Source organism: Comamonas testosteroni, assembly GCF_014076415.1.
Taxonomy (GTDB): domain Bacteria; phylum Pseudomonadota; class Gammaproteobacteria; order Burkholderiales; family Burkholderiaceae_C; genus Comamonas; species Comamonas testosteroni_F.
Genome location: NZ_CP043568.1, coordinates 221,466 through 244,813 on the forward strand (window position 1 = coordinate 221,466; position 23,348 = coordinate 244,813).

Annotated in this window: 18 protein-coding genes; 15 read left to right on the plus strand and 3 right to left on the minus strand. The window is 65.4% G+C overall.

Features of this window, described 5'->3' with window-relative positions:
* The first annotated feature begins 11 nt into the window (after nt 1-11).
* From F0P97_RS00965 to bioF, 10 genes are all read left to right on the plus strand, one after another.
* Nucleotides 12-3,206, plus strand: a complete 3,195-nt coding sequence (locus F0P97_RS00965; protein ID WP_182285271.1) for an efflux RND transporter permease subunit — start codon at nt 12-14, stop codon at nt 3,204-3,206.
* Nucleotides 3,199-4,671 carry an efflux transporter outer membrane subunit gene (locus F0P97_RS00970; RefSeq protein WP_182285272.1) on the plus strand — a complete coding sequence of 491 codons (1,473 nt, stop codon included), beginning with the start codon at nt 3,199-3,201 and terminating at the stop codon, nt 4,669-4,671. Before F0P97_RS00965 ends, F0P97_RS00970 begins: the two co-directional genes overlap by 8 nt.
* A complete protein-coding gene (gene alkB, locus F0P97_RS00975) occupies nt 4,668-5,342 on the plus strand; it encodes a DNA oxidative demethylase AlkB (RefSeq protein WP_182285273.1) in 675 nt (224 codons plus the stop codon). Before F0P97_RS00970 ends, alkB begins: the two co-directional genes overlap by 4 nt.
* A gap of 66 nt (nt 5,343-5,408) precedes the next feature.
* A complete protein-coding gene (locus tag F0P97_RS00980; protein ID WP_182285274.1) occupies nt 5,409-6,485 on the plus strand; it encodes a homocysteine S-methyltransferase family protein in 1,077 nt (358 codons plus the stop codon).
* Between the two features lie 188 nt (nt 6,486-6,673).
* Nucleotides 6,674-7,819, plus strand: a complete 1,146-nt coding sequence (locus F0P97_RS00985; RefSeq protein ID WP_182285275.1) for a Fe-S oxidoreductase — start codon at nt 6,674-6,676, stop codon at nt 7,817-7,819.
* Between the two features lie 258 nt (nt 7,820-8,077).
* Nucleotides 8,078-9,073, plus strand: a complete 996-nt coding sequence (locus tag F0P97_RS00990; protein ID WP_182285276.1) for a porin — start codon at nt 8,078-8,080, stop codon at nt 9,071-9,073.
* A gap of 546 nt (nt 9,074-9,619) precedes the next feature.
* On the plus strand, nt 9,620-10,612 hold the full coding sequence (bioB, locus tag F0P97_RS00995) for a biotin synthase BioB (RefSeq protein WP_182287059.1): 993 nt from the start codon (nt 9,620-9,622) through the stop codon (nt 10,610-10,612).
* A 130-nt stretch (nt 10,613-10,742) separates the two neighbouring features.
* Complete coding sequence (gene bioA / locus F0P97_RS01000; protein WP_182285277.1) at nt 10,743-12,086, plus strand: adenosylmethionine--8-amino-7-oxononanoate transaminase; 1,344 nt, start codon at nt 10,743-10,745, stop codon at nt 12,084-12,086.
* Nucleotides 12,083-12,766 (plus strand): dethiobiotin synthase, encoded by a 684-nt coding sequence (gene bioD, locus F0P97_RS01005; RefSeq protein ID WP_182285278.1) that lies wholly within the window; start codon nt 12,083-12,085, stop codon nt 12,764-12,766. The genes bioA and bioD overlap by 4 nt, the downstream gene beginning before the upstream one ends.
* Nucleotides 12,763-13,959: an 8-amino-7-oxononanoate synthase gene (gene bioF / locus F0P97_RS01010; protein WP_182285279.1), complete on the plus strand. Its 1,197-nt coding sequence runs from the start codon at nt 12,763-12,765 to the stop codon at nt 13,957-13,959. The genes bioD and bioF overlap by 4 nt, the downstream gene beginning before the upstream one ends.
* Before the next feature lie 38 nt (nt 13,960-13,997).
* On the opposite strand, the gene F0P97_RS01015 is transcribed toward bioF, so the two are convergent.
* Nucleotides 13,998-15,479, minus strand: a complete 1,482-nt coding sequence (locus F0P97_RS01015; protein WP_182285280.1) for a PLP-dependent aminotransferase family protein — start codon at nt 15,477-15,479, stop codon at nt 13,998-14,000.
* 108 nt (nt 15,480-15,587) lie between these two features.
* Between F0P97_RS01015 and F0P97_RS01020 the strand changes: the two genes are divergently transcribed.
* The 3 genes from F0P97_RS01020 to F0P97_RS01030 all read left to right on the plus strand — a co-directional run bounded on the left by F0P97_RS01020 (nt 15,588) and on the right by F0P97_RS01030 (nt 19,064).
* Nucleotides 15,588-16,817 carry a benzoate/H(+) symporter BenE family transporter gene (locus F0P97_RS01020; protein WP_182285281.1) on the plus strand — a complete coding sequence of 410 codons (1,230 nt, stop codon included), beginning with the start codon at nt 15,588-15,590 and terminating at the stop codon, nt 16,815-16,817.
* A gap of 4 nt (nt 16,818-16,821) precedes the next feature.
* The gene (locus tag F0P97_RS01025) at nt 16,822-17,646 is read left to right on the plus strand and encodes a YggS family pyridoxal phosphate-dependent enzyme (RefSeq protein ID WP_182285282.1); all 825 of its coding nucleotides are present in this window, start codon (nt 16,822-16,824) and stop codon (nt 17,644-17,646) included.
* Between the two features lie 218 nt (nt 17,647-17,864).
* Nucleotides 17,865-19,064: an aspartate aminotransferase family protein gene (locus F0P97_RS01030; RefSeq protein WP_182285283.1), complete on the plus strand. Its 1,200-nt coding sequence runs from the start codon at nt 17,865-17,867 to the stop codon at nt 19,062-19,064.
* A gap of 121 nt (nt 19,065-19,185) precedes the next feature.
* Here F0P97_RS01030 and alr read toward each other — a convergent pair whose 3' ends face one another.
* Nucleotides 19,186-20,292, minus strand: a complete 1,107-nt coding sequence (alr, locus tag F0P97_RS01035; RefSeq protein ID WP_182285284.1) for an alanine racemase — start codon at nt 20,290-20,292, stop codon at nt 19,186-19,188.
* Nucleotides 20,293-20,425: 133 nt separating this feature from the next.
* Here alr and lplT point away from each other — a divergent pair, with 133 nt between their 5' ends.
* Nucleotides 20,426-21,727 (plus strand): lysophospholipid transporter LplT, encoded by a 1,302-nt coding sequence (gene lplT / locus F0P97_RS01040; protein WP_182285285.1) that lies wholly within the window; start codon nt 20,426-20,428, stop codon nt 21,725-21,727.
* Between the two features lie 81 nt (nt 21,728-21,808).
* On the plus strand, nt 21,809-22,693 hold the full coding sequence (locus tag F0P97_RS01045; RefSeq protein WP_182285286.1) for a DMT family transporter: 885 nt from the start codon (nt 21,809-21,811) through the stop codon (nt 22,691-22,693).
* Between the two features lie 125 nt (nt 22,694-22,818).
* Here F0P97_RS01045 and F0P97_RS01050 read toward each other — a convergent pair whose 3' ends face one another.
* Nucleotides 22,819-23,334, minus strand: a complete 516-nt coding sequence (locus tag F0P97_RS01050) for an AmiS/UreI family transporter (RefSeq protein ID WP_182285287.1) — start codon at nt 23,332-23,334, stop codon at nt 22,819-22,821.
* Nucleotides 23,335-23,348 lie beyond the last annotated feature (14 nt).

Here is a 23,348-nt window from a genome sequence, read left to right on the forward strand (position 1 = left end):
GAGGGCGTGCCATGGACTTCTCCAAATTCTTCATAGACCGACCCATCTTCGCGGTCGTGCTCTCCATCATCATGTTTGCCGTCGGCCTGGTGGCCATTCCGCAATTGCCGGTGGGCGAATATCCCGAGGTCGTGCCGCCCAGCGTGGTGGTGCGCGCCACCTATCCGGGAGCCAATCCCAAGGAGGTCGCCGAGTCGGTGGCCGTGCCGCTGGAGGAAGCCATCAACGGGGTCGAAGGCCTGATGTACATGAAGTCGGTTGCGGCTTCGGACGGCAGCCTGCAGGTGGTCGCCACCTTCCGCCCCGAGATCGACCCCGACACCGCCGCGGTGCGCGTGCAGAACCGCGTCAGCCAGGCCCAGAGCCGGCTGCCCGAGGAGGTGCGGCAGTTCGGTGTGACCACGCAGAAGCAGGCGTCCACGCCGCTGATGTACGTGGGCCTGGTGTCCCGGGACGGCGCGCATGATGCGCTGTATCTGCGCAACCATGTCACGCTCAAGATCAAGGATGTGCTGGCGCGCATCCCCGGCGTGGGCGACGTGGGCATCTACGGCGCGGGCGACTATGCGATGCGTGTCTGGCTGGACCCGCAAAAGGTGGCGGCACGCCAGCTCACGGCCGGCGAAGTGATCGCCGCGATCCGCGAGCAGAACATCCAGGTTTCGGCCGGCCAGCTGGGCGCCGAGCCCAGTGCGCAGAAGTCCGACAAGCTGCTGTCCATCAATGTGCGCGGGCGGCTGAAGACGGCCGAGGAGTTCGGGGACATCGTGCTCAAGAGCGGCGAAGGCGGTCAGGTCGTGCGTCTGGCCGACGTGGCGCGCATCGAGCTGGGCGCCAGCGACTACACGCTGCGCTCGTGGAGCGACACCAAGAACATGGCTGCCGTGGGCATCTTCCTGTCGCCGGGCGCGAATGCGCTGGGCGTGGCCGAGCAGGTCTACGCGGCCATGGACAGGCTTTCCAAGGACCTGCCCGAAGGCGTGGCCTTCGAATCCGTCTGGGACCCCACGGTCTTTGTGCGCGATTCGATCAAGGCCGTGCAGAGCACGCTGATCGAGGCCGTGATCCTGGTGGTGCTGGTGGTCATCGTCTTTCTGCAGACCTGGCGCGCCTCCATCATTCCGCTGCTGGCCGTGCCCGTGTCCATCATCGGCACTTTCGCTGGTCTGTACCTGCTGGGCTATTCCATCAACACGCTGACGCTGTTCGGCCTGGTGCTGGCGATCGGTATCGTGGTGGACGACGCCATCGTCGTGGTCGAGAACGTGGAGCGCTACATCGAGCAGGGCCACAGCCCGCAGGAGGCGGCCCATCTGGCCATGAAGGAGGTCTCCGGGCCCATCATCGCCATCGCCCTGGTGCTGTGCGCGGTCTTCGTTCCCATGGCCTTTCTCAGCGGCGTCACGGGCCAGTTCTACCAGCAGTTCGCCGTGACGATCGCCATCTCCACGGTGATCTCGGCCATCAACTCGCTGACCCTGTCGCCGGCACTGGCGGCCAAGCTGCTGCAGCCGCACGGCGCACCGCGCGACGCGCTGGCGCGCGTCATCGACAAGGGCCTGGGCTGGATCTTCCGGCCCTTCAACCGCTTCTTCGATCGCAGTGCTCACGGCTACCAGAACTCGGTGGGTCGCTCGCTGCGCCGGCGCGGCCTGGTGTTCGCGGTCTATGCGGCACTGCTGGCCGGCACCGCCGTGCTGTTCCATGTCGTGCCCGGCGGCTTCATCCCCATGCAGGACAAGCTCTACCTGTTTGCCGGCGCCAAGCTGCCCGAAGGTGCGTCGCTGAACCGAACCGATGCGGTCACGCGCCAGATGGTGGAGGCGGCCAAGAGCGTGGATGGCGTGGACATGGTCGCGGCCTTCGCGGGCTTCAATGCGCTGCAGTCCACGACCACGCCCAATCTGACCAGCTCCTACATCATGCTCAAGCCCTTTGGCGAGCGCACGCGCAGCGCCGAGGCCATCAATGCCGAGCTGGGTGCCAAGTTCGCGCAGATCGAGGGCGGCTTCGCCTATGCGCTGATGCCGCCGCCCATCCAGGGCCTGGGCAACGGATCGGGTTATTCGCTGTTCCTGCAGGACCGCGCAGGCCTGGGCTATGCTGCGCTGCAGCAGTCGCTTGCGGCCTTCCAGGCCGAGATTGCGAAGACGCCTGGCATGACCTACCCGGTCAGCAGCTACCAGTCCAACATCCCGCAGCTGGAAGTGAAGGTGGATCGCATCAAGGCCAAGGCCCAGGGCGTGGCGCTGACCGATCTGTTCCAGACCCTGCAGGCCTATCTGGGCTCGGTCTACGTCAACGACTTCAACGCCTTCGGCCGCGTCTGGCGCGTGATGCTGCAGGCCGATGCCGACTACCGCCAGGCCGTGGAGGACATCGCCCAGCTGCGCACGCGCAACGCGCGCGGCGAGATGGTACCCATAGGCTCCATGGTCACCGTGGTGCCCAGCTACGGACCCGATCCGGTGCTGCGCTACAACGGCTTTCCGGCTGCCGACCTGATCGGCGACTCCGATCCGCGCCTGCTGTCGTCGGCCGAGGTGCTGACCAAGCTGCAGGAGATCGCGCAGCGCACGCTGCCGCGCGGCATCGAGCTGGCCTGGACGGATCTGAGCTACCAGCAGGTCGAGCAGAGCCATGCTGCGGCCGTGGTCTTCGTCATCGCCGTGATGCTGGTCTTCCTGGTGCTGGCCGCGCTCTACGAAAGCTGGACTCTGCCGCTGGCCGTGATCCTGATCGTGCCCGTGTGTATCTGCGCGGCGCTGTTCGGCGTATGGCTGGCCGGGGGGGACAACAATGTCTTCGTGCAGGTCGGCCTGGTCGTGCTCATGGGACTGGCCTGCAAGAACGCGATTCTGATCGTGGAGTTCGCACGCGAGCTGGAGATGCGCGGCTCGCCAACAGTCGATGCCGCGCTGCAGGCCTGCCGCCTGCGGCTGCGTCCCATCGTCATGACCTCCATCGCCTTCATCGCGGGCGCCGTGCCCTTGCTGATCGGTAGCGGCGCGGGCAGCGAGGTACGCGCGGCCACGGGCGTGACGGTGTTCTCGGGCATGCTGGGCGTGACCCTGTTCGGCCTCTTCCTCACGCCGGTGTTCTACGTCACGCTGCGCCGTCTGTCGGGCCGTTCGCTGGCGACCCGCACGCCTGCTCATCTAGCTTCACATGTTTCACCCACATCCCTGGAGGGCAGTCATGTCTGAGATCCGCAAACCCTTGCGCCGGCATGCTCTGGCATATGCCGTGACAGGCCTTGCGACCCTGCTGGCAGGCTGCGCCGTCGGCCCCGATTTCCGTGCACCCGAGTTGCCCGCAGCCGGCGCGCAGTTCGCGCGGGCCGAGCCGTCTGCAGTCCTGGAGCTGGCATCCCCCGAGGTCGGTTCCGATGCCGCGTTCTGGCGCCAGTTCCAGGATGAGCAACTGACGCAGCTGGTCGAGCAGGCCCTGCGGGCCAACCAGGAGCTGCGCGGTGCACTGGCGAGGCTGGATGAGGCCCAGGCCCTGCTGCGCGAAAGCCGTCTTGATCAGCTCCCTACGCTCACCCTGTCGGGCCAGGCGCTGCAGCAAAGACGCAGCGAAAGCCAGGCACCAAGCGGGCCGCGCAGCCAGCGCAGCTACAGCGCCGGCATCAACGCGAGCTGGGAGCTGGACCTGTTCGGTCGCGTGCGCCGCAGCATCGAGGCCGGCAGCGCCGACCTGCGTGCCAGTGCCGCCGATCTGGCTGCGCTGCAGGTCGCCATTGCGGCCCAGGTCGCGGCCGGCTACGCCGATCTGCGCGGCTGGCAGAAGCGCCTGCATCTGGCCGAGGCCAATGCCGCCAATCAGCAGGACACGTTGCGCCTGGTGCAGCTGCGGCTGGCGCATGGCAGCGGCACCGACTTCGACCTGGCGCGTGCCCAGGCGCAGCTGGAGACCACGCGCTCGCGCATTCCGGCGCTGCAGGCCCGGATCGCCGTGGCCCAGCACCGGCTGGCCGTGCTTACCGGCCAGGTGCCCGAGGCTCTGATCTCGGCGCTGGACGCGCCGGCCGCGTTGCCGCAGTTGCCAGAGAGCATCGCTCCCGGCACGCCCGCCGAGCTGTTGCGCCGTCGCCCCGATGTGGCCGCCGCCGAGGCGCGTCTGCATGCCGCCACGGCGCGGGTGGGCGTGGCCACGGCCGAGCTGTTTCCGCGCCTGTCGCTGGGCGGTCTGCTGGGCAGCTCCGCTCTCAGCACGGGCGCGCTGTTCGAGGCCGGCAGCGCGAGCCGCAGCGTGTTTCTGGGTGTGGACTGGTCTTTCCTCGACGTGGGCCGCGTGCGCGCACGCATCGCTGCCAGCGAGGCCGGTGCCCAGGTCGCCCTGGCCCAGTACCAGCAAAGCGTGCTGCTGGCACTGGAGGACACCGAGAACGCCCTGGTGGGCCTGGCGCGCACCCGCACCGAGGATGCCCATCTGGCCCAGGCCGCCGAGCAGCGTGCCCGGGCCGAGCAGCTCGCGCAGCGCCGCTACCGCCTGGGCAGCGTGGGCCTGTACGAGGTGCTGGACGCGCAGCGCGACCTCTACGCGGCCCAGGACGCGGCGGCCGACAGCCGCGTGCGTGGCCTGCGTGCCGCCGTGGCGCTGTATCAGGCGTTGGCTGGCGGCTGGGAGGGGCAGCCGCCGACCGGGCCTATGATAGCGTTGCAATGACGCTTTCGCTGTTTCCTGACGACCCCCTGCCCGCCGAGATCATTGATGACGGAGCCGTGCTGCTGCGGGGGTTTGCGACAGCCGAGGAGCAGCGCTGGGTGGCCGAGGTGAGGGCCTTGCAGACACGGGCAGCGTTTCGCACCATGCAGGTGCCCGGTGGCAAGTTCATGTCGGTGGCGATCACCAACGCCGGCGGCTGGGGTTGGGTTTCGGATCTGCAGGGCTATCGCTACAGCGCTGTCGATCCGCAGACCGGCAGGCCCTGGCCTGCCATCCCGGCTTTTCTGGGCGAGCAGGCCGCCAGGGCTGCGGCGCTGGCCGGCTATCCGGGTTTTGCGCCCGACGCCTGCCTGATCAACCGCTATCAGCCGGGTGCGCGCATGGGCTTGCACCGCGACCAGGACGAGCACGACTTTGCTGCGCCCATAGTCTCGGTCTCGCTGGGCCTGGCTTGCAGCTTTCTCTGGGGCGGACCGACGCGCCAGAATCCCACCCGGCGCCTTGCACTCACCCATGGCGATGTGCTGGTCTGGGGCGGGCCTTCGCGCTTAGTGTTCCATGGTGTTGCCCCGCTCAAGCCGGGCCCGCACCCGCTGCTTGGCAACGAGCGCTGGAATCTGACGTTCCGCATGGCCAAGGCTCGCTACCCGGCAGGCCAGCCATCGGAATAGGCGCTGGCTACAGGGCAATGCCCGGCTGCCCGGCAAAGCCTGCCAGCTTTCCTACAATGGCGGTCTATGAGCCAGTCGCACCCCACCCCCGCCTACACCCGAGCCCAGGAGCTGCCCGCAACGCTTGCCAAGCGCCTCGTCATTCTTGACGGAGCCATGGGCACCATGATTCAGCGTTTCAAGCTGGGCGAGGCGCAGTATCGCGGCGAGGGCTATGCCGGTGCCGATGCTGCGGGCGAGCGCTTCAAGGACTTCGCCCATGACGTCAAGGGCAACAACGAGCTGCTGTCGCTGACCCGTCCCGACGTGATTCGCGACATCCATGAGAAATACCTGGCAGCCGGCGCCGATCTGATCGAGACCAATACCTTTGGCGCGACCACGATTGCGCAGGAGGACTATCACATGGCCGACCTGGCCTATGAGATGAACCTCAGGAGCGCCCAGCTGGCGCGCGCGGCCTGCGACAAGTTCAGCAGGCCCGATCACAAGCGCTATGTGGCCGGCGCACTGGGCCCCACGCCCAAGACCGCCTCCATCAGCCCCGATGTGAACGACCCTGCTGCGCGCAACATCACCTTCGAGCAGCTGCGCCAGGCCTATCTGGAGCAGACGCTGGCGCTGATTGAAGGCGGTGCCGACGTGATCCTGGTCGAGACCATCTTCGACACCCTCAACGCCAAGGCCGCGCTGTTTGCCGTGGACGAAGCCTTCGAGCAGACCGGCGAGCGCCTGCCCATCATGATCAGCGGTACGGTGACCGATGCCTCGGGTCGCATTCTGAGCGGACAGACCGTGACGGCCTTCTGGCACAGCGTGCGCCATAGCAACCCGCTGTCCGTGGGCCTGAACTGCGCGCTGGGCGCCACGCTGATGCGTCCCTATGTGCAGGAGCTGGCCAAGGCGGCTCCCGACACCTTCATCAGCTGCTACCCCAATGCCGGCCTGCCCAACCCCATGAGCGATACCGGCTTTGACGAAACGCCCGAGATCACCAGCCGCCTGGTGCACGAATTCGCGGCCGAAGGTCTGGTCAATATCGTGGGTGGCTGCTGCGGCACCACACCCGACCATATCGGCGCCATTGCCAAGGCCGTGCAGGCCACGGCCACGCGCAAGCTGTTCTACCCGGCCGAAGCCTGATTCCGCCCGCAATGGTTCGCCCCTGACCCGCGCTTCGGATCGCAGGCGTGAACCATGCGGCGCCGGCACGATCCGGGCAGCCCTGGTGCTTGAGCTACAAGCACCGGCAGCTCTTTTTCCGATGCTTATCTGCAGGGGCGGGCACAATGGCCTGATTCCGGCTTTGCTGCCCCGCCACCGACGACCGCATGACTGCACCACTGCAACCCGTTGCCTCCGTACTGCCCGTGTCCGTGCCCACGGGTCAGGCGGCTGCGCAGGCCGGCAATGTGGCTGCAGCCGCTGTCCCGGATCTTCCCGCAGCGCAGCAGCTGCCCGCCGCTCAGGCGACGCCCCCGGCGACCAGCATCGTGCAGTGGTCGCCGCAAACCTTGCAGAACCTCAAGCTCCAGGCCTTTGAGCATCTGATTGCGCAACTGGCCCTGCAGGTGCAGGCCCAGCCCGGTGCGCCTGCGGCGAGCTGGCCCAGTCAGGGCCTGCCAGCGGCCGTGCAGCAGTTTGTGCAAAGCCTGCTCGCGCAGGTTCAGGTCAGCCTGCAGGGACAGGCCCAGCCCTTGCAACTGCTGGCCGGCCAGCAGGGATCGGTTGCGCTGATGCAGGCCTTGGCGCAGGCTGCGGTGTCTGGCGCGCAGCCGCCCAGTTCCGCTTTGCAGACGGCGACGACCCTGTCTCCGACGGCGGCCGTGGCGCTGGAGCAGGCGCAGCAGGGCATGGCGGCGGCAACTGCCGGCGGTGCTGCCGCACCGCGTCTGCCCCAGCTGCAGAACTGGCTGGTGCAGCAAGGCACGCTGGTCACGCCGCAAGGCGAGCGCAGCTTTTCCCTGACATTGCAGGTACCCGCCGCATGGGCGCAGGCCGTGGGTGCGGCAAGCATCCCGACAACCCTGGGGCCGGGGACGGCCCTGCGCCTGCCCATGGCGGATCCGGGTGACTTGAGCAGCGGTCCTCTGGCTCTGGTGGTGCAGCCGCAGTCGCCCGCGGCAACCAGCACGCTTGCCACCAGCGCATTGCTGTGGCTGGAGATGCAGCCCGTCACGGCGAGCGCTGCTCAGGCGACGCCGGCACAGATGGCTTCTCTGCCTCTGGCCATGCCCACGCCGGCGCTGGCGCAGGAGGTGCAGCAGCTGCTGCAGAACAAGTCCGATCCCTGGCTGATGATGGCGGCGGCCCAGGCTGCCAATGCCTTGCCCGTGCCGCGCCGCAACAGCGAGCACCGTTCGCATTTGTGCATGACCGAAGGCTGTCAGTACCAGGGCCTGGCACCCTGTGCCCAGCCGTTTTGCAGCGAGATGAATCGCATCTGTGCCGCTTCCGGCGTGGCGCGCAGCGGCTGAACCAAGCTGACGACGGACTGGACTCTGCGCAGGCCAGACTTTCATAATGCGTCCCGTTGCCTGCTTTTTGAGCAGGCTTCTCGGGCCGGAATCGGCAGCCCCGCTGCCAGCCATGTTCCGGCTGTCTTCAGTGCATCAGGCAGGGCCTGACTGCCTGTCATCGCCTCATCTCACAGGTCTTCGACCTTCTCTGTCTTCTGCTGTGCCATGGGCTGGCTGCGGGGGCAGTGACTTCACAATTCAAGGAGAACCACCGGCATGCGCTTGCGTACTGGCATTGCTTGTTCCACATGTTTCACTCTTTTGTCTGCCGTGCTGCCTGCGGCAGCCCAGTCGTCCAGCGTCAGCATTGGCGGTCTGATCGACGGCGGCATCTATCGCGGCTTTGACGGCACGGCCCAGGCCGGCACGATTCAGCGCAGCAATCTGGCCATTGCAGGCTGGGAGGACCTGGGAGGCGGCCTCAAGGCCACCTTTCGCCTGAGCGCGCGTTTCGATATCGATACCGGGCGTCTGGAGGATCAGGGCAGCAAGCCGTTCTGGCACGACGAGTCCACGGTGGGTCTGCAGGGCGGATTCGGCCACCTGCGCCTGGGCCGCGCCCTGTCGGCCATGTGGTCGCAGGACTGGAAGTTCGACCCCTGGGCCAATTTCAACCGCATTTCCTCTCCGGCCTGGTATCAGTGGCACTACCTCACGCCTACCGACCGCTACAGCAACAACGGCGCAGCCGAATATGGGCGCATGGCCAATGGCATCTTCTACGATTCGCCCACGATGGCCGGCTTTACCCTGCATCTGAGCGCCTCGCCGGAGCGCACCGAAGTGCCGCTGACCTTGCGCCGCGAAGGGCGCGGCTATTCGGCCTCTCTCAATTACGACTCGGACAGCCTGAGCGGCATGCTGGCCTTCGAGCGCAACGGCAGCGGTGACAAGGACACCTTCGTGGCTGGCAAATACCGCTTTGGCGCAGCCGCCGTGATGGCCGCCTGGGACTACTCGCGCGTGGCCCAGACGGCGCTTTCGGCCAAGGCCGTGACGCTGGGTGCCACCTATCAGATGGGACAGACCACCCTGAAGGCCGGCTACGGGCGCCAGCGCATGCAGGAGCAGACCAATCATTTCTACTCCCTGGGGGCCGACTATGCGCTGTCCAAGCGCACCACGCTCTATGCCAGTCTGGGCCGCAAGAGCTACGAGTACGGTGCAGATTCGGGTACTTCATTCGGCGTGGGCATGGCTCACGCCTTCTAAGCCCAGCCCTCCCGCCCTACAGCCGGAGCCCTGCTGCGGCTTTTTTTGCGCTCGGTGCGAATGTCCAACAAGAGTTGAGGGAATTAAATCGGCCAGTTTGGGGTGTTTGTCCGCCTTTGCACGGACGGCACAGCACCGTTTCTGGCTCTGATTCAGGCCTTGTCCGGGTAAAAAGCGCCAAAAACCATGTTTTTTGCCGATATCTACGCTCTTCCTCGTTGAAATCCAAGGTCTGAATCTGTTGCATTGCACTCAATTGAGTGCACAAGAGCTCAATTTGGCAGAAGTTATGGCTGGCTGTTTCTAATGGGTGATGAAAATCTGTCAAATGCATTGAAATAACGCTCAAAAATAGCGCTTCTTGCTGCAACTCTTTGGAGGGCAACTATTTGCATGTGGGCTCTGTAAATCCTTGATTTTTTTGCCCAAAATGCGCGGCATTCCCCCGATTGAGGAGAGACCGCGATGTCCTATTCCGTGCCCGAGCAAGACAACCCAGTGCGCGCCGCCGACGCACAGCAAGCCGCTGCCTGCGGCAGCCAGACCATGCACTGGCATGCGCCGGCCAAGCCCGCCGCGGCCACCGAAGCGCAGCGCTGGCCTGTGGAGGCAGTGCAGTCCTTGCTGGACCTGCCTTTTCTTGACTTGTTGCACCGTGCCCAGAGCGTGCATCGCGAGAACTGGCCGGCGGGCGAGATCGAGCTGGCGACCCTGCTGTCCGTCAAGACCGGCGGCTGCCCCGAGAACTGCGGCTACTGCCCGCAGTCGGCCGAGTTCGATACGGGAGTGAAGGCCGAGAAGCTGATGAGCGTGGAGGAAGTCACCCGCGCCGCCAAGGCAGCACAGGATGCCGGAGCCACCCGCTTTTGCATGGGCGCCGCCTGGCGCGCGCCCAAGGACCGTGACATCGAGAAGATGAACGAGCTGATCGGCGCCGTGAAGGGCCTGGGCATGCAGACCTGCGCCACGTTGGGCATGTTGCAGCCGCATCAGGCGGCATCGCTGCGCGAGGCCGGCCTGGACTACTACAACCACAACCTCGACACCGCGCCCGAGTACTACAAGGATGTGGTCAGCACGCGCCAGTACCAGGACCGGCTGGACACGCTGGCGGCGGTGCGCGATGCGGGCATCAGCGTGTGCTGCGGCGGCATTATCGGCATGGGCGAGACCGAGGTCCACCGTGCCGGCCTGATTGCCCAGCTCGCGAACATGCAGCCCTATCCCGAGTCCGTGCCCATCAACAGCCTGGTGCCCGTGCCCGGCACGCCGCTGGCCGACAGCGAGCCGGTGGATCCGCTGGACTTCGTACGTGTGATCGCCGTGGCGCGCATCACCATGCCCAAGGCCCGCGTGCGCCTGTCGGCGGGCCGCCAGCAATTGGGCGAGGCCGTGCAGACCCTGTGCTTCATGGCTGGTGCCAATTCCATCTTCTACGGCGACAAGCTGCTGGTGACCGGCAATCCCGATGTGGAGGCCGATACCAGCTTGATGCGCAAGCTGGGCCTCAAGGGCCTGGGGACATCGGCCGCGAGCTGATCCCTGAATCGCCCCCGGCCGTCGCGCCGGGGCTTCTCTTTCCGGATGGCTTGGCCTGGCATCTTGCACAGGCCAGGCCCCGCCGTGCCTGCGATCTGGCAAGGCCGGTGATTCGCCTCAGGAGTTTTTGATGGACCACAGTCTTGCCAGCCGCAGCGTGCGCCATGTCTGGCATCCCTGCACCCAGATGAAGCGGCACGAAGCCGCGCCGCCGATTGCCATCGACCACGCCACCGGGCCCTGGCTGGTGGATACCGATGGCCGCCGCTATCTGGACGGCATCAGTTCCTGGTGGGTCAATCTGTTCGGTCACTCGCATCCGCATATCCAGGCGGCGCTGACCGAGCAGATGCGCAAGCTCGATCATGTGATGCTGGCCGGCTTCACCCATGCACCCGTGGTCGAGTTGTCCGAGCGCCTGGCCGCTCTGACTGGCCTGGGCCATGCTTTCTACGGCAGCGACGGCGCTTCGGCCACCGAGATCGCACTGAAGATGAGCGCCCACTACTGGCGCAACCAGGGGCATCCTGCCAAGCACCGCTTCGTGGGCCTGGCCGGCGGCTACCACGGCGAGACCGTAGGCGCGCTGTCGGTCACCGATATTGCGCTGTTTCGCGATGCCTACGGCCCTCTGGTGCGTCTGTCTGCCACCGTGCCCAGCCCCGATGCACGCCAGGCCGGGCCTGGCGAAACCGCTGCCGATGTGGCACGCCGCGCAGCAGAGGGTCTGGAAGCCTGGCTGCAAGCGCATCACCAGGAGACTGCTGCCCTGATTCTGGAGCCGCTGGTGCAGTGCGCCGCCGGCATGGCCATGCACGATGCCGAATACCTGCGTCTGGCCAGGGCGCTGTGCGACCGCTATTCAGTGCATCTGGTGGCGGACGAGATCGCCGTGGGCTTTGGCCGTACCGGAAGCCTGTTTGCCCACCAGCAGGCCGGCATCAGGCCGGACTTCATCTGCCTGTCCAAAGGTTTGACCGGCGGCACGCTGCCCTTGTCTGCCGTGCTGACCACCGATGAGGTCTATGCGGCCTTCTATGACGACGATGCCGCGCGCGGCTTTCTGCATTCGCATTCCTATACCGGCAACCCCCTGGCCTGCCGCGCTGCCGTGGCGACGCTGGAGCTGTTCGAGCAGCTGGACCAGCTGGCTGCCAATCGGCAGCTGGCCCGGAAAATCAGTGCTGCATTGGCCGGGCTGAATGTTCACCCCCGCGTCAGCAATGCACGCCAGCAGGGAATGATCTGGGCCTGGGACATCGATACCGCGTTGCCGGACTTTGCACAGCGCTACCACGAGGCAGCGCTGGATCTCGGTCTGCTGCTGCGCCCCATAGGGCGCACGCTGTACTGCATGCCGCCCTATGTGCTGGACGATACCGATATCGCCCACCTGGGTCAGGCCGCGCTGGCCGCGCTGAACACCACCTTGCAGCAGGAAGCGGAGCTTGCCGCGAAGAAGGGAAACGCATGATCGGCTGTTTCGTCACGGGCACCGATACCGGTGTGGGCAAGACCCTGGCCAGCTGTGCATTGCTGCACGCACTGGCAGGCCACCATTCGCGCGTGGTGGGCATGAAGGCCGTGGCCGCAGGCGCCGAGCCCGACGGGCAGGGCGGCTGGGTCAACGAAGACACGGTGGCCTTGCGCGCGGTCTCCACGCTGGCCGTGCCGGCAGCGCTGGACAATCCCGTGCTGCTGCCAGACCCCATGTCGCCGCATATCGCGGCCCGGCGCGCGGGCGTGGAGGTGACGCTGGCCCCAATTCTGGACGCCTACCGGCAACTGGCGGCGCAGGCCGATGCCGTGGTGGTCGAGGGCGCAGGTGGCTGGCGTGTGCCGCTGTCGGACTCTCTTTGCATTGCCGATCTGGCTGTGGCGCTGCAGTTGCCCGTGGTGCTGGTGGTGGGGCTCAAGCTCGGTTGCCTGAACCATGCGGTGCTGACCGCCGAGGCGATTTGCGCAGCCGGCTTGCCGCTGGCGGGCTGGGTGGCCAGTCGTGTGGAGCCGCAGATGCTGGTGCCCGAGGAAAACATGGACTGGCTGCGCCACCAGCTGGGACGGCTCGGCGCGCCGCTGCTGGCCGATATTCCCTGGCAGGCCACTCCCGATCCTCGCCTGACCAGTTTCTCTTTGCCCAAGGAATGGCAATGACTACATCTTCCAATTTCTGGCTGCAGGATATTCCACGGCAGCTGGCAGCACTCGACGCCGCCGCGCTGCGCCGCACCCGTCGTACCGTGGCGCCCTTGCAAGGTGCGCGCATTCTGGTCGACGGGCAGCCCATGCTGCAGTTCTGCAGCAACGACTATCTGGGGCTGGCCCAGCACCCGGCCATGATTGAGGCGGCCTGCGCCGGTGCGCAGGACTTTGGCGTGGGCTCGGGCGGTTCTCCCATGGTCAACGGCCATAGCACGGCCAACGCTGCGCTGGAGGAGGAACTGGCCCGCTTTGTGCAACTGCCCCGTGCGCTTTACTTCTATGCCGGGTTTGCCACCAACACCAGCATCATCCCGGCGCTGGTGGGCGCGGACGATGCCATTTTCTCGGACGCTCTGAACCACGCCAGCCTGATCGACGGCTGCCGTCTGTCGCGTGCCCAGATCCACCGTTTCGGGCATGGCGATCTGGTCGAATTGGAGCAGATGCTGGCTGCTTGCCCGGTGCAGCGCAAGCTGGTGGTGAGCGATGCCGTTTTCAGCATGGACGGCAATGTGGCAGATATAGAGGGCCTGCTGGCCCTGTGCGAGCGCTACGATGCCCTGCTGCTGCTCGACGATGCCCACGGCTTCGGCGTGCTCGGCCCGCAAGGCCGCGGCAGCCTGGCGGCCGCAGGACTGACGGGGGACAAGGCTTCGCCACGCGTGCTGTACATGGCCACGCTGAGCAAGGCGGCCGGCGTCTCGGGCGCCTTTGTGGCAGGACATGAACTGCTGATCGAGTGGCTGCTGCAGAAAACGCGCAGCTACACCTTTGCGACCGCCGCCCCTGCGATGCTGGCGCGTGCATTGCAAACCAGTCTGCAGCTGATAGAGCAGCAAGGCGCTCTGCGCCTGCAGTTGCAGGCCCGTATCGCCCAGTTGCGCGCGGGTCTGCAGCCCTTGCTGAATGGCAAGGGATGGAGGCTTTTGCCATCGGAAACGGCCGTGCAGGCACTGGTGGTGGGTGGGAATGACGCTGCGCTTAGCCTTATGGAGGGGTTGCGCCGCCATGGCCTGTGGGTGCCGGCGATTCGTCCTCCCACCGTGCCCGTGGGCACGGCTCGGTTGCGTATCGCACTGTCGGCGCTGCACACCGAGGCGGATGTGAGTCAGTTGCTGGCAGCGCTGCAGGAGCTGGCAGGCTGAGGCCTGGCCGCTCGCTGCTCGCTGCTCGCTGCTCGCTGTCAGCGGCGTAGCGCCTGCAGTACCTGTGCCAGCTTCCTCGCGGCGACCTCCAGCTCATGCGGTGTGTGAGCAGCAAATCCCATGAGGAAACCCGCCTTGTGCCGGCTCGATGCATGCAGCTGCGTCAACCCGAGCAGGTCGATGCCAGCTCTGCGAGCGCAATCCACTGCGGCAAGCTCGGAAATGTCGCGAATCAAGGTACACGGCATCTGCATGCCGCCCGCAGGCACCCGGGGCTCCAGAAAATCCCCCAGATGCTCGCGCACCAGCCGCGCCAGTACATCACGCCGCTCGGCATAGACGGCGCGCATGGTACGCACATGCGCTCCCAGGTGCCCGCCTTCGATGAACCGCGCCAGCGTCAATTGCGCAATCGGTGCGCTGTGTCCATCGAGCAAGGTCCGCGCCACCGTCATGGGGGCGACCAGCGAAGCCGGCAACACCATATAGCCTATGCGTAGCCCAGGGAACATCGACTTGGTGAAGGTGCCGACATAGATCGTGCGCTCGTGCTGATCCAGCCCCTGTACGCAGGCCGTGGGCTTGCCGGCGTAGTGGAATTCGCTGTCGTAGTCATCTTCGATGATCCAGGCCTGCTCCTGCTGCGCCCAGGCTATGGCGGCCAACCGGCGATCCAGAGCCAGCGTGGTGCCCGTCGGGAATTGATGGGATGGCGTCAGGAACACCGCCTTGGCGCATGGCATGGTCTGCAATAGATCCACCCGCATGCCGTCGCCGTCCAGCGGCACGGGCACACATTCCAGTCCCGCTGCATCGAAGGCCTTGCGTGCGCCGTGATACACCGGGTCTTCGATAAAGATGCGATCACCGGCGTCGAGCAGTACATTGGCGCACAGGGTCAGAGCCTGTTGCGAGCTGGTCAGCACCAGCACGCGTTCGGGCGTGGCGCGCGCGCCGCGCTCCAGGTTCACATAGGCGGCAATGGCCTGGCGCAAAGCCTCGGTGCCCTGTGGCGGACTGTGCAGCAGAGCCTGGGTGCCGTGTTCCTTGAGCACCTGCCGCTGCAGGCGCTCCCAGGTCTGGAGCGGGAAGTTGCGTATCTCAGGCACACCGGGCGCAAAAGCGCGTGGCGCGAGGAAATCACGCAGGCCACCGCCCGCAAACATGGCTGCGCCGCGTTGGCTCAAACGCAGGGCGGGAACGCGCGCCAAAGGACTTTGCATCAGGCCGCGCCCCGGAAGGCGCTTTACCTGCCCGGACACAAAGCTGCCGCTGCCCGTGCGTCGTTCGATAAATCCTTCGGCATGTAACTGGCCATATGCGGCCTCCACCGTATCGCGCGAGACACCCAACGATTGGGCCAGGGCTCGCGATGCCGGCAGGCGCCGGCCCACGTCCAGCGCGCCATCGAGGATCAGGTGCCGTATGGCCCGCTGGATGCGGGCATGCAGGGGCAAGGCGCCATGAGCGGGGTCGCCGATCCAGGCTTTGACGGATTCGAGTTGGGCGTGTTTGAACAAATGGTCTGTATTCCTGCAAAAAAGTGGCTGGGAGTATCAGGCCATTTTGATTCTATAAATCTGCTACCCCATGGGGTCAATCACTTTTCCGGGAGCCCTTGCAAGACCATGCCAACCACCCACTCACCTTCGCCTCTTCGCTGGAACGATCTCGCACATCCCGTCGTGGCAGGCCTGATCTCGGTCATCGTCAACTACGGCGGCACCTTCATCCTTGTGTTCCAGGCGGCCAAGGTGGCGGGCCTCGGCCCGGAGCTGACGGCCTCCTGGGTATGGTCGATCTCGATTGGCGTAGGGGTGACAGGGCTGCTGCTCAGTTGGGTGACGCGCGAGCCCATCATCACGGCCTGGTCCACACCTGCTGCGGCATTCCTCGTGACTGCCCTTGCGAGCACGCCCTATGCCGAAGCAGTGGGGGCCTACCTGATCTCCGCGCTGGCTTTCGTGGTGCTGGGGCTGTCGGGATATTTCGAGCGCGTCATCCGGCTTATTCCTGCCGGCATTGCGGCCGCACTGCTCGCGGGCATCCTGCTGCAATTCGGTATCAAGGCATTTGGTGGCATGAGCGTCGATCCCATGCTGGCAGGCCTGCTGATCGCAACCTATGTGGTACTGAAGCGGATTTCGGCACGCTATGCCGTCGTCGGCATTCTGGTGCTGGGGCTGGTCTTTTTGCTGTCGCAGAATCGGGTCGATCTGTCCGGGCTGGAGTTGCAGCTTGCTGCTCCAGTGTTCACCAGGCCGGAGTTCTCGCTCAATGCCTTGCTCAGCGTCGCGCTGCCGCTGTTTCTCATCACGTTGACCGGCCAGTACATGCCCGGCATGCTGGTGCTGCGCAACGATGGCTTCAAGACCAGCGCCAATCCCATCGTCACGATCACGGGTCTGGGCTCGCTGCTGATGGCTCCGTTTGGTTCGCATGCGTTCAACATCGCCGCGATCACGGCTGCAATCGCCACGGGCCGGGAGGCGCATGAAGATCCCTCCAGGCGCTGGATTGCCGGCGTTGCTGCAGGCATGTGCTACATCCTGGTCGGTGTGTTCGGGGTCACGCTGGCGGCGGTCTTCATGGCTTTTCCTGCCACCTTCATCACCACGCTGGCAGGCCTGGCCCTGCTGGGCACCATTGGCGCCAGCCTGGCCACGGCCCTGTCGGATGCCAAGGTGCGCGAGGCCGCGCTGATCACCTTCCTGGCTGCTGCCGCCAACATCACGCTGCTGGGCATTGGCGGCGCCTTCTGGGGGCTGGTCATAGGGCTGCTCGCCTATGCGGTCCTCAACGGCCGGATGCCGTGGAGCGTACAGCCGGGCGCTATGGCTGCCATGGAAAAAGGATGAGGTGATGCCCATGACTTCAGAAACCCCGACCCGTCACGATCAGCATGGCCTGTACCCCGAGGCCGGCACGGTAGAGGACTTTCGCCGCAACCTCGCCACCGTGCAGGATCGCATTGCAGCTGCCTGCCAGCGCGTGGGGCGTGATCCAGCCAGCGTGCGCCTGCTGCCCGTCAGCAAGACCAAGCCTCAAGCCAGCCTGCGTCTGGCCTATGCGGCGGGCTGCCGCCTGCTGGGCGAGAACAAGGTACAGGAAGCGCTTGGAAAATGGGAGTCCATGCAGGACCTGGCCGATCTGCGCTGGTCGGTCATCGGCCACCTGCAGACCAACAAGGCCAGGCTGGTGGCGCGCTTCGCCAGCGAGTTCCAGGCGCTGGACAGCCTGCGCGTGGCCGAGGCGCTGGACAGGCGCCTGCAGGCTGAAGGGCGGTCGCTGGACGTGTTCGTTCAGGTCAATACCTCGGGCGAGGCCAGCAAATATGGCTTGAATCCCGAGAACGTGCCAGGTTTCATTCGGCAGCTACCCGTGTTTTCCGCGTTGCGCGTGCGTGGTCTGATGACGCTGGCCCTGTTTTCCGCCGAGACCGAGCGGGTGCGCCGGTGCTTCATCCTCCTGCGCGAGCTGCGCGATCAGTTGCGGCAAGGCGCACCCGAGGGCATGGAGCTGGATGCTCTGTCGATGGGGATGTCCGGCGATTTCGAGATTGCCATCGAGGAGGGCGCTACCGTGGTGCGCGTGGGGCAGGCCATCTTCGGCGCGCGTCCGTTGCCCGATAGCTATTACTGGCCAACGCGCTCTGATCCGGAGACGCCGGAATCCGCTACCGATTGACATGGCATCGGCGCAATCGCAGGTGGCCTGTGCCCGCGCGGTGCGTTGCGACCGCAGCAGGCAGGCCAATCTGCCGCCAGGTCCTGCGGGTGCTGCGCCATGCCCGGCAAGCGCAATGCGCGATTTTTGCCGCTGAAACCGGGCATTGGCCCGCTGCAGAGTTCTCCCGAACTGGTTGATTCCCGCCAGCTTTCCTTCACATCCCACCGGAGCATTGCATGTTGCAAACCGACTCTCACCTGATGCGGGCATACGCCCGCCAGCCTGTTTCTTTTGTGCGCGGACGCGGTGCACTCCTCTGGGATGAGCAAGGGGTGGAATACCTGGACGCCATCGCCGGAGTGGCCGTCACCAGCCTGGGCCATGCCCATCCCGAGATTGCCGCCGTCATGGCTGAGCAAGCCGCGACGCTGCTGCACACTTCCAACGTGTTCCGTATCGACTGGCAAGAGCAGCTTGGCGAGCGCTTATGCGCGCTCGCCGGCATGGAAAAGGTGTTCTTCTGCAATTCGGGTGCCGAGGCCAATGAGACGGCTCTCAAGCTCGCCCGATTGCACGGGCATCGCAAGCAGGTGGCCGAGCCGCAAATTCTCGTGATGGAGAACGCTTTTCATGGCCGCACGCTGGCGACGCTCGCCGCCACGGGCAACGCGGCCAAGCAGCGGGGCTTCGAGCCGCAGATGCCCGGTTTTGTGCGCGTGCCCTATGACGACATCGATGCGGTGCGCCGAGCGGCTCAGGAAGTACCAGGTATCGTCGCCGTGCTGGTCGAGCCCGTACAGGGCGAAGGCGGCATCCGTGTCGCCAGTACCGGCTACCTGCGCGCTCTGCGCGAGCTCTGCGACAGCCAGGGCTGGCTGCTGATGCTCGACGAGATACAGACCGGCCTGGGCCGCACGGGGGCCTGGTTCGCGCACCGGCACGCCAGTATCGTGCCCGATGTGATGACCCTCGCCAAAGCGCTGGGCAATGGCGTTCCCATTGGGGCCTGTCTGGCGCGTGGCACCGCCGCGAACCTGTTCTGTCCCGGCCAGCATGGCTCCACCTTTGGTGGCAATCCGCTGGCATGCCGCGTGGCCTGCGCCGTGCTCGACATCATGGAGCGAGACGGCATTGCGCAGCGGGCAGCCCTGCTGGGCGAGCGCCTGCTGGCCGGGCTGCGGCTGGCTCTGGGAGGACACCCGGGTGTGCAGGCCATCCGAGGCCTGGGGCTGATGGCAGGGATCGAGTTGAACCGGAACTGCCAGGAGCTGGTCGGCCGCGCGCTGTCCGAACAGCGATTGCTGATTACCGTGACCCGTGAGCGCACGATCCGGCTGTTGCCGCCGCTGATCTGCGACGAGGCACAGATTGACGACATCGTTGCCAGAGTCACCAGCCTGTGCCAGGACAGTGCACCAAGTCGCGACGCTGTTTAGCTGCCGGGGCGTGAGCGCTGTGGCCGAAGTCGTCGCAGCTTCGACAAGGTCGCTCTTGGCGTCGCATTCCGGACTCTGATGCGCTGTCCTTGCCGCGGCTTTTTGACGGGAGCAGGCCGGTCTATCTGCCCGCACCCTCCACCTGCTTGGGCACGCGGGGAGCCACGGCACACATCAGCTCGTAGCCCAGCGTGCCGGCAGCAGCGGCTACCTCGTCGATGGGCAGCACGGCGCCATTGCTGGCGCGACCCCAGAGCGTGACCTCGCTGCCCAGCCTGGCCTTGGGAACGGGGCTCAGGTCCACGGCCATCATGTCCATGCTGACGCGGCCCAGCGTGCGGGTGCGCACACCGTCCACCAGCACGGGCGTTCCCGTGGGGCAGACACGCGGATAGCCGTCCGCATAGCCGCAGGCCACCACGCCCAGGCGCAGCGGTCCGTCGCACTGAAAACGCGAGCCGTAGCCCACGGTGTCGCCGGCACGCAGATCCTGCGTTCCGATGATTTTTGACGACAGCGTCATGGTCGGCTCAAGACCCCAGTGAGCCGCATCATGGGTGGGGAAGTCTGGCGAGCTGCCGTAGAGCACGATGCCGGGGCGAACCCAGTCGCAGCGCACATTGTTTTCGTCACCATGCAGCAAGGTGGCAGCGCTGTTGCTGATGCTGCGCTCGCCGGGCAGGTCCAGCGTGGTTTCGTGAAAGACACTGAGCTGGTGGTCCATGCCATGCTCCACATCGGCATCGCTGAAGTGGGTCATGAACGAGATCTCGTCGACCTGGGGCAGGGCATTCAGCCGCGCATAAGCCGCACGAAAACGCTCGGGTGTAAAGCCCAGTCGGTTCATGCCGCTGTTCATCTTGAGGAAGACTCGGTGGCCGACCTGGGTCTTGTGGGCGGCCAGCCAGTCGATCTGCTCGTCGCAGTGCACGGCATGCCAGATGCCCAGACGCGAGCAGATTTCCAGGTCGCGCAACTCGAACACGCCTTCGAGCAGCAGGATGGGGCCGCGCCAGCCCAGATTGCGCACGCGCTGGGCTTCATCCAGGTCCAGCATGGCAAAACCGTCCGTCGCTCGCAACCCTTCAAACACGTTCTCGATACCGTGGCCATATGCGTTGGCTTTGATCACGGACCACAATTTGGCATCAGGGACGGCTTGCCGTACCCGCTCCAGATTGTGGCGAACGGCTTCAGGATGGATGGTGGCAGTAATGGGACGAGGCATGGTTTTTCTCAATCAGACCAGTGGGATTCTGGCACTGTCAGCCGGAGCCTGCGTGATATAACCCCCAGTCACTTGCCACGGGGTCTATTATTTCCTTGGCATCGGTCCGTCCGGTGCCAGTTACAGCTAATTCATGAAGCGCGGTTTCTACACCATCATGTCAGCGCAGTTTTTCAGCTCGCTGGCAGACAACGCCTTGTTTGTGACCGCTGTAGAGCTGTTGCGTGCCAATGGTGCCCCCGAGTGGCAACGTGCTGCCCTGGTGCCCATGTTCGCCCTGTTCTATGTGGTCCTGGCCCCCTTTGTCGGAGCCTTTGCGGACGCATTGCCCAAGGGCAAGGTCATGTTCATCAGCAACGCCATCAAGGTGGTGGGCTGCCTGATGATGCTTTTCGGCCATCACCCCCTGATTGCCTACGCCGTGATAGGGCTGGGCGCGGCCGCCTATTCGCCGGCCAAGTATGGCATCCTGACCGAGCTGCTGCCTGCCTCCCAACTGGTCAAGGCCAACGGCTGGATCGAGGGGCTGACCATCACCTCCATCATTCTGGGGGTGTTGGTGGGTGGCCAGCTGGTGGGGCCGACCATTTCCCAGCATCTGCTGGGCTTTGACTTCCCGTACGTCAACACCGGCGTGGATACTCCGGCCGAGGCGGCGATTGCCGTGCTGATCCTGATCTACATCGTGGCGGCCTGGTTCAATCTGCATATTCCGCTGACGGGCGTGGCCATGCGCCCGCTGCGCGAAGACCCGAGCAAGAGTCTGATTGCCAATCTGCTGGGCCTGCTGCCCGATTTCTGGCGCTGCAGCAAACGCCTGTGGGCCGACAAGCTGGGCCAGATCTCGCTGTCAACCACCACGCTGTTCTGGGGGGCGTCGGGCAACTTGCGCTATATCGTGCTGGCCTGGGGGGCAGCGGCCCTGGGTTACAGCACCACCCAGGCATCGGCGCTGGTGGGCGTGGTGGCCATCGGCACGGCTGTCGGCGCGGTGCTGGCGTCCATGCGCATGCGCCTGGACAACGCCACGCGTGTGATTCCCCTGGGCGTGCTCATGGGCCTGCTCGTGGTCTGCATGATCTTCATCGACAGTCTCTGGGTGGCCGTGCCCTTTCTGATCCTTCTGGGCGGTCTCGGCGGCTTCTTGGTCGTGCCCATGAATGCGCTGCTGCAGCACCGTGGCCACAATCTCATGGGGGCGGGCCGCTCGATTGCGGTGCAGAACTTCAACGAGCAGCTGGCCATCCTGGCCATGGGCGGCTTCTACAGCCTGTCCACCAAGATGGGATTGACTGCCTTCGGTGCGATCACGGTATTCGGTCTGCTGGTTGCCGCTAGCATGGTACTGATCGGCCTCTGGCACTGGAATAATTGCAAACGACACCCGCAAGAGGTCGAGAAGCTGCTGGAAATCGCCCGTCGCGACTGCCATTGAAGCCCTGCAGCCAGCGCGCTGCATTAACTACACAATCAATAGCTTCTAACGCTTGCAGAATAAGCGTTAGAAGCCTTTTTTATGCATAGTCCACTACCTGTATTTGCGCTGCTGCTCAATGCCCTGATCTGGGGTTTGTCATGGTGGCCGTTTCGCCTCATGCATGAGGCCGGACTGCATCCGCTATGGGCCACGGCATCGATGTATGCACTGGTGCTGGCCGGTCTGCTGGCGCTGCGTCCCGCCAGCCTCAGGCAGGCCTGGCAATACCCGGTGCTCCTGTTGCTGGCGGCCAGCTCGGGCCTGAACAACGTGGCCTTCAACTGGGCTGTGACCGTGGGCGACGTGGTGCGCGTCATCCTGCTGTTCTATCTCATGCCGGCCTGGGCCGTGCTGCTGGCCTGGAAGCTGCTGGGCGAAAAGCCCACGCCCATGGCGCTGCTGCGCCTGTTGCTGGCCTTTGGCGGTGTGGTGCTGGTGTTGCTGCCCGCCGATGCCACGCTCTCCGGGCTGTTTGCCGGACTGACCCTGGCCGATGCGCTGGCCGTGTTTGGCGGCTTCATGTTCGCGCTGACCAATGTGCTGTTGCGCCGCTTTCAAGGCATTCCGGCCCAGGCCCGCATGCTGGCCATGTTTGCCGGCTGCATGAGCATGGGCCTGCTGACTGCCCTGACCGCCAGCAGCCTGGGCGCGGTGCCGGGCTTTCCGGCCTTCGACGGCAGCTGGGCCCTGGTGGCACTGGGCATGGCCGTGCTGCTGATGCTGGGCAACTGGGCCCTGCAATTCGGTGCCGCCCATCTGCCTTCGGGCGTGACCTCGGTGGTCATGCTCAGCGAAGTGGTGTTTGCCAGCATCTCCTCCGTGCTCATCGCCCACGAGCAGCTCAGTGCACGCACGCTGGCCGGCGGTGCGCTCATCATGGGCGCGGCATTGCTGGCGTCTCTGGGCCGAAGAAGACAGGCCTGAACAGGCGTCAATCAAGCCCGCAGACGCCGAGCAAAGGCCCGAGCGGCCGCCCCGCTCCGCAGCAAGGGCGTCGTCCCGTTGCACGTCGCCCCTTCCTGGGGGAAGGCGCACAGCGCCTCAGGGGGTCACATCAGCTTCCCCGCCAGGATCAGGTATCCGGGCACCCAGCCCGTGAGCACGCCTTGTGCGATGCACAGCCAGCCCGTGGGGCGTTCAATGCGTTTCCTCAGGGCCAGCAGTGCGAAGAACAAGGCCCAGAGCACGGCCCAGGCGGCCCAGTTGACGCCCATCCACCAGTCCAGCCCCGAGCTGGCGCTGGTCAGCGTATCCAGGGCGACGGGAATGGCTGTGATCGCCACGAACAGGCTGAACCAGCCCAGACCGCGGCCGTCGGCACCGCTGAAGCGATTGAAAGCCACCCAGAGATAGGTGAAGGCGAACAGCAGGGTCAGCGCGCCGCTCTTGACCGATGCAGCGTCGGCCGCCGGGCCGAAGATGCTGGCCAGGCCGATGCATAGCGACACCACCCCGGTGAAGATATTGATGACCCAGATTTCCTTGTCGGCAATCTTGCCCAGCATCCACAGGCCGTTGAGAAACAGCACCGCACCCACATAAAACAGCGACAAACCCAACCACATACAAGCTCCTTGGC